Raw genomic sequence first — 7,417 nt, 5'->3', positions numbered from 1 at the left:
CAGCGCCACTAAATAAAGTGCTAAGCGATAAATACCAGGGAGTTCTGCCTCAAGCGCTTGCGCTTTTAAAAGCATATGCGCTAAGCGAATATCCGCCCCAAAACCCAGCATTTTACTACCCAATTTAGTGAGCTTGCCTTTAGAGTCGATGGCTTCAAGCATGGTTAGTAAATTTGCCGCTTGCGTGCATTGCTGCGCTGTTGGCGTATCAAGCAAGGTGAGTTCGCTAATATTTGCGCCCCACTGTTTTGCCTCCAGCATAAGTTGGCTTATGTCTGAGGTGAGTATTTCTGGGCTATCGTGGCTATTACGTCGCTCAAATGTTTGCTTTGAGCCAAGCCTGTAAACAACCCCTGGCTCTATTCGCCCTGCACGCCCCGCTCGCTGCACAGCAGAGGAGCGCGATATACTTTGTGTTGTAAGCTCAGTTACGCCTGTTTTCAAGTTAAACGTTGCGGCGCGGCGTTTGCCGCTATCAATAACAATACGAATGCCTTCAATGGTTAAACTGGTTTCGGCTACATTGGTGGTAAGCACAATTTTGCGCATACCTTTAGGCGCAGGGGCAATCGCCGCTTGCTGATTGGCTTTATCTTGCTCGCCAAATAATGTGGCAACTAAGCAGTTACTTGGTAAATCATTAAGGGCCTGCTGCACACGTACTATTTCAAATTGCCCAGGTAAAAATACTAATGCACTGCCGCTTTGCTCATTGAGTGCTTGCTTAACGATATTAGGAATGGCATCTAACCAGCGGCTCTCATCTTTTATTGGTATATATACTTCGTCAATTGGGTAACTACGCCCGCTTGATTGTATAACCGGGCAATCAAAAAACTGCGTATAGCGCTCAGTATCGAGGGTGGCCGACATAAGTAGTATGGTTAAATCGTCGCGCAGCGCACTTTGGGTCTCTAAAGCAAAGGCCAGTGAAGTGTCGGCTGCAATTGAGCGTTCATGAAATTCATCAAATATCAGTAAATCTATATCGCTTAATTCGGGGTCGTTTTGTAGCATGCGGGTAAGCATACCCTCAGTGACTATTTCAAGGCGCGTATTACTACTTACTTTGCTTTCACCACGTACTCGCAAACCAACACTCTGCCCCACTTTTTCGTTTTGGCACTGTGCTAAGTAATTGGCAATATTACGTGCTGCTAAGCGGCGCGGCTCCAGCATTACAATACGTTTAAAATGGCCGTCGCGCATAAGCTGTAGCGGCAACCAGGTTGATTTACCCGCACCAGGCGGTGCTTGTAATAACGTTATGGGGTTACTTTGTAATGTAGTTAAAAGTTGTTGATATATGTTTTGAACCGGCAGCACTGCTATTTACCCAAAATTGCTTTGTGCGCATTGTAACAAAAACCAAAAATAAACGCGCCGCAAAAGCAGATGAGTTTACGCGTATCCATAATCAGAAATAATTACAGACCGCTCTGTACATTTTTTAAGAACATACGCGTTGCAATAAAAGTAACGCTTCGCTTAAATATATAAATCAATGATTATAAACACAAAATAAAAAGTTTAACTGATTGGTACACGCTTTGCTCCTTTTATACTGAACGTTAATTAAAGCTAAGTAAGGAGATACTTATGAACAACGATCGTATGAAAGGTAATTGGAACGAGCTTAAAGGTAAGGCGCAACAAAAATGGGGCGATCTTACTGACGACGATTTAGACAAAATTGAAGGTAGCCGTACAGAGCTAGTGGGTAAAATCCAGCAGCAGTATGGTAAATCTAAAGAAGAAGCAGAGCGCGAAGTAGACGAGTTTGAAAGAACTCACTAATCGCTAACTTCTAAAAAAACCGCCATTTGGCGGTTTTTTTGTTTAACGGCTAAAAAAGGGCGTTATTTAGGCTTTTAATTGGTTACCTATAGGCAGCTGCCTAATACGCTTACCACAAGCGGCAAAAATAGCGTTACACAATGCAGGGGCGTAAACCGGTGTTGCGGGCTCGCCTACACCTGCTGGTGGCGCATCGCTTTGTATTATTTCTACTTCTACCTCTAGTGGTGAGTCGCTCATACGCGGTACGCGGTAATCGTGAAAATTACTTTGCTGCACGCGGCCTTTATCAAAGGTAATACCGTCGCTAATTGCAGTGGTAATACCGTAAATAGAGCCACCTTGCGTTTGGTTTTTAACGGTATCGGTGTTTACTACCGTACCCGCATCAATAGCCACCCACGATTTAATCACGTTTAAATCACCAGCATCCGATACTTCTACCTCAACCACAGTAGCCACATACGTTAAAAAGCTGCGGTGTGCTGCAATACCTAACCCGCGCCCTTTTGGCAGCTTTCGGCCCCATTTACTTATATCAGCCACTTTTTCAATAACATGGCGTAATTTACCAATATCTAATGGATAAACGTCTTTATCGGCGCCATAGTTATCGTACGAGGCATTTTGCTCGGTTACATCTAAAATGCGATCAGGGCCTATGGTTTCAAGTAAATAGTCTTTTTGGTCGCGCCCTGCTTTGTGCGCCGCTTCAGCAATAAATGACTGAATAGCAAAAGCATGAAAAATATTTGATACCGAACGCATCCAACCTACTCTTGTTTTAGCGGGTGCTTCGCCGTTTTCTAACTTTAAGTTAGGTGAGTTTATGGGGTTATCGGTAAAGCCCAAGCGCAGCTCAAAACCTGCAGGCGACGTTGCCCCTTCTTGAAAGGTCGACATAATTGGCGAAAACGCCGTACGATGTAAGTAAGCCTCAATATTGCCTTTTTCATTGAGTGACGCTTCAATATGTTGAGCCGATACCGCATGATAAAAACTGTGCTGAATATCATCCTCTCGCGTCCACTGTACGCGAATAGGCTGACCTACTTTCATTGAAATGTAAGCAGCTTCTGCTGAAAAATCAGGTTTTGATTTACGCCCAAACCCGCCACCTAACATGGTGACATACACGTTAATTTGGCTCTCTTCCATACCAAGTAACGCAGCTACGGTTTTCATATCAGCTTGCGGGTTTTGCGTTGCAGCCCATATATCAACGCGGTCTTTATGATACATCGCTGTAGCACAAGGTGGTTCCATTGGTGCTTGAGCCAAATGCGGCGCGTAGTAATCGGCTACTAACTTATTGCTCGATTTAGCCAGTACGCTGGCTGCATCGCCTTTTTCGCGCACATGCGTTTGCGGCTCATTAACGGTTTGTAATAGCGACTTTTTAAAGCTCTCTGAATTATAATCGCCGTTTTTACCATCATCCCACACCACTTTTAGTGCTTTACGCGCCTGCCATACAGCCCAGGTATTTTTAGCAACAATAGCAATGCCGCCTTTTGGCTGAAATTGCGGCGCACCTTTTGGTACAGGCATTTCAATAATATCAACTACGCCATTAATTGCTTTAGCGGCGCTGGCATCAAACGATTTAACCACACCACCTACTACCGGTGGGCGCTCAATCATAGCCACCAGCGCTTTTGGCTCGCGAACATCAGCAGAAAATGTGGCTTTACCGGTTACTAAATCGGTTAAGTCTATGTGCGCCATACCGGTATTTATATAACGCCATTCTTTACGTATTTTAAGTGTTAACTTGTCAGGCTCTGGCGGGGTAATACCAAGCGCGAGGTCAATTAAATCTTTATAAGCCAGCGTTTTACCTGAGCTGTGAGTAACCACGTGCTGATTAGCTGTACAGGTTTGCGGGTCAACTTTCCAATATTTAGCGGCTGCGTGCTGCATCATGTAACGTACGCTTGCGCCCATTTCGCGTAGGCGCTGCATGTTGTAGCGAATACTGCGCGAGCCATCGGTATTTTGATCCCCATATTTAGGGTCGCCCTTACCTTGAATAACCACTACTTTATCCCATGCAGCTTCCATTTCGTCTGCCACAATTTGGGCAATGGCGGTACGAATTTGCTGGCCCATTTCAGAGCGATGACAGGTTATTTCAACCATGCCATCGGGGCGCAGCGCTATAAATAAGTTAGCACGTTTTGCTTGCTCAGAGGGTTGCTCTAACACGCCTGCAAACGCTTTTGGTGCACTGCCTACAAAATAAGTGCCTAATACTAATGCGCCTATTGCGCTGGTTTTTAAAAATTGGCGACGGTTTAAGTCAAAGTACGTATTGTCGTTTTTCATACTTCTTCCCCTTGTTCATTTGGGTCAAAATATTCAACGCCCGCAATGGTTTTAGCCGCCGACTTAATCGCTTTATGAATACGCGGATACGTGCCACAACGACAAATATTGCCCGACATATTACTCACTATTTCATCATCAGTGGGATTAGGGTTAGCGGCTAATAAGCTTGCCGCTTGCATTATTTGCCCACACTGACAAAACCCACATTGCGGCACTTTATGCTCGACCCAGGCTTTTTGCACTGGGTGGTCGCCTTGCTCGCTTAACCCTTCAATAGAGGTAATAGCACGCCCTGCCACAGCCGATACCGGTAATATGCACGAGCGCTGCGCTACGCCATCAATATGTATGGTGCACGCACCACATTGCGCCATACCACAGCCAAACTTAGGCCCGGTTAAATTTAATTCATCTCGAAGATACCAAAGCACCGGCGTTGACGGATCGCCTGTAAACTCATGTTTATTACCATTAACGGTAAGCGTGATCATATTTAACTCCTTGGCAAAGCGCTTTAAAGGAATGCCTTGTTGCGCGAGAACGGTTTGAATAATTGCTACTTTTTTAGCCTACCACTTAGAATTGGTTTATTGAAATTTTTATCGGCGAACCGCCAACTTATAGCTGTTATTAAGTGGCAGCTTTATTGGATAGAGATAAGAAGGGTTTACTGATTCTACTTAGCACTTATAACAGGCTCATTTAATAACTGCTCATCATCTTTATATACTTCAAGCCAACCAGGTGGCGATGTATCGCAGCCAATAATAGTAACAAGCTCCTCGTCGAACACTTCATCAAAGCGGTTAACAAACTCAGCTTCATTTTTAATGTCAGGCAATGGATATTGCCTTTTTAGAGGGTAGCGAATATGCGCAGCAATCGCAGTTTTATCCTGCGTTTTAAAAGCAGTAATAACAGGTAAAACACTCTCGTGATACTTCTGCTCAAGCGCAAATGTGTTTGATGTGAAAAGTAGGAATAGGCAAAGCAATATGTAATTTAGATACTTCATGAATAGTCCTTTATTTAGAACCAGTTATAACTTCATATTCTGCTCTGCCAACACTTGGAATTGCAAAATTTGGTACTATGTCCCTAGTATCTGGAATAGCTCTAGTTTCTATTGGAAAGTGCCAGATATTGAACATATTATTTGGCCTAGTGTCGTAGGCTAATTGATCCCAACCTAAAATTGAAGCCATTCGAAAAGTAGCGAGCTTTTTTGCCATTTGCATATCAGAATTAGGGTTGAAATATAAAAGGTATCCAGTATTAACTGCCCCAGTTAATACATCTACGGCTTGCAACCCCCAATGAAGCTTAGAGTTTTGCATTGATACGAGCTCAATTTTTGAAGATGTTGGTAATTTAGCTAGCATATGATTAGTAATAATTTGAATTACTTCATCTTGTTTAGAGTACTTAGTACTTTTCTGGTCTATATATACTTTAAAGTTAGCGTTTAACCCTTTACTACTTTGTTTAAGGAGTTGGTTATACGTTGTGTAAAATGCTGCTTCTTCATCTTTATGCCACTTTTTATATGGGGCTTTTGATACAGCAATAGCATGAAAAGTACATGGGCTGCTTAGAACAAACTTTAAAATATTTAAGCATAAATTGATTTGTCCTGAGCTTTTTCTTACTTTTTCCCACTTTATTTCACCTTGGATCCCACTCGCTTTACAAATTTTCTCAATGTTGAAATTAAATTCATCTAAATATCCACTTGGAACATTTAAGATTCCAATTGTATAACATGGTGATCCTTTCGAAATTCCACTTTCATCAGCAAATGATACAACCTCGTTCATTTCACCCTCCATGTGTTGCACTTTACAGCTTATTATTTTGTTCAATAATTCCACTAAACAGGCTATTTGTAAATAAAGAGTTCCTAAAATAGAAAAACGAGCCTAATTTGGCCCGTTTTGTTTTACTGATAGCTGACAGCTAAAAACTGACCGCTGCTCTTTTACTCTGGCTCATACCCCAAATTAGGCGACAGCCACCTTTCTGCCTCAGCGAGCGTCATATTAGTTCGCTTGGCGTAATCTTCTACCTGATCCTTTTGCACAGCGGCGACGGCGTAGTATTTAGCCTCTGGGTGTGAGAAATACCAGCCCGAAACCGCTGCCCCTGGCCACATGGCGTATGAGCTGGTGAGCTGCATGCCAATGCGTTTTTCGGTATCGAGTAACTGCCAAATTTTCTTTTTCTCGGTGTGCTCTGGGCACGCTGGGTAACCCGGCGCTGGGCGAATGCCTTGGTAGTTTTCGCGAATTAGCTCATCGTTACTTAAGTTTTCATCGGCGGCATAACCCCAATACTCTTTACGCACTTGTTCGTGCAGGTATTCGGCAAAGGCTTCTGCGAGCCTGTCGGCAACCGCTTTTACCATTATTTTATTGTAGTCGTCTTGCTGTGCGTCGAACGCGTCGGCTAGGTCGTCTTCTTCTAAGCCGCCCGTTACTGCAAACGCGCCAAAGTAATCTGGTGTGCCTTTTGGCGCAATGTAGTCGGCTAAACAATAGTTAGCAAAGTCGGTTTTTTCGGTTTGCTGGCGTAAATGGCATGAGGTAGTTAACAGCTCTTTGCGGGTTTCGTCGGTGTAAATTTCTATGTCATCACCCACGCGGTTTGCAGGGAATAAACCAATTACACCTAAAGGTTGCAAAGCACCTGATTTTTCAAGGTCGTCGAGCATGTCGTTAGCGTCTTTAAATAAGCTACGTGCTTGCTCGCCAACGACTTCGTCATCCATTATGCGCGGGTATTTACCAGCGATTGACCACGTCATAAAGTACGGGGTCCAATCTATGTATTTACGTAACGTGGCGATTGATACATTTTTAAATTCGGTCACGCCCAGCTTTTTAGGCACCGGTGGCGTGTAGTTATCCCAACCAAGCTTGGCTGCGTTATCTCGGGCACGCTGTATGGTAACGGGTTTTGAACGTGGCTTTTTACGCGCTTGTTGCTCGCGTACTTTTTCGTACTCGGCTTTAGTTTTTTCTAAAAAAGCCGGTTTTAGCTCTTTGGATAATAAGCTCGATACCACGCCCACTGCACGGCTGGCGTTATTTACGTACACTACGCCTTTGTCGTATTGCGGCTCAATTTTAACGGCAGTATGCGCTTTAGAGGTAGTTGCGCCGCCAATCATAAGTGGTAATTCAAAGCCTCGGCGGGTCATTTCTTTGGCTACGTGTACCATTTCATCAAGCGATGGGGTAATTAAACCCGAAAGGCCGATTATGTCGGCTTTTTCGTCAATCGCGGTTTG

General features: G+C 43.8%; 6 protein-coding genes and 1 pseudogene. 1 reads left to right on the top strand and 6 read right to left on the bottom strand.

Translation table 11 applies throughout. The features are described from left to right. A partial coding sequence (gene hrpB / locus B2R65_RS16395; RefSeq protein WP_286744437.1) for an ATP-dependent helicase HrpB occupies positions 1–1,326 on the bottom strand: 1,326 nt, incomplete at its 3' end. A 273-nt stretch (positions 1,327–1,599) separates the two neighbouring features. On the opposite strand from hrpB, the gene B2R65_RS16390 reads away from it, so the two are divergent. Further along, positions 1,600–1,797 (top strand): CsbD family protein, encoded by a 198-nt coding sequence (locus B2R65_RS16390; RefSeq protein ID WP_138611140.1) that lies wholly within the window; start codon positions 1,600–1,602, stop codon positions 1,795–1,797. Positions 1,798–1,863: 66 nt separating this feature from the next. Here B2R65_RS16390 and B2R65_RS16385 read toward each other — a convergent pair whose 3' ends face one another. The 5 genes and pseudogenes from B2R65_RS16385 to B2R65_RS16365 form a co-directional block, all read right to left on the bottom strand. Beyond that, positions 1,864–4,125 carry a xanthine dehydrogenase family protein molybdopterin-binding subunit gene (locus tag B2R65_RS16385; RefSeq protein WP_138611141.1) on the bottom strand — a complete coding sequence of 754 codons (2,262 nt, stop codon included), beginning with the start codon at positions 4,123–4,125 and terminating at the stop codon, positions 1,864–1,866. Continuing rightward, positions 4,122–4,619: a (2Fe-2S)-binding protein gene (locus B2R65_RS16380; RefSeq protein WP_024034278.1), complete on the bottom strand. Its 498-nt coding sequence runs from the start codon at positions 4,617–4,619 to the stop codon at positions 4,122–4,124. Before B2R65_RS16380 ends, B2R65_RS16385 begins: the two co-directional genes overlap by 4 nt. Positions 4,620–4,864: 245 nt before the next feature. Then, positions 4,865–5,143: pseudogene (locus tag B2R65_RS16375) on the bottom strand (hypothetical protein); the annotation flags it as partial. A 10-nt stretch (positions 5,144–5,153) separates the two neighbouring features. Next, on the bottom strand, positions 5,154–5,945 hold the full coding sequence (locus B2R65_RS16370; protein ID WP_138611143.1) for a DUF3800 domain-containing protein: 792 nt from the start codon (positions 5,943–5,945) through the stop codon (positions 5,154–5,156). A gap of 161 nt (positions 5,946–6,106) precedes the next feature. Beyond that, on the bottom strand, positions 6,107–7,417 hold a 1,311-nt coding region (locus B2R65_RS16365), incomplete at its 5' end, for a vitamin B12 dependent-methionine synthase activation domain-containing protein (protein ID WP_286744429.1).

The sequence above is a fragment of the Pseudoalteromonas sp. UBA2102 genome (genome assembly GCF_002331165.1).
GTDB lineage: Bacteria > Pseudomonadota > Gammaproteobacteria > Enterobacterales > Alteromonadaceae > Pseudoalteromonas > Pseudoalteromonas atlantica.
The sequence above is the reverse complement of the archived record's forward strand: the minus strand, read 5'-3'. Positions and strand labels throughout refer to the sequence as shown.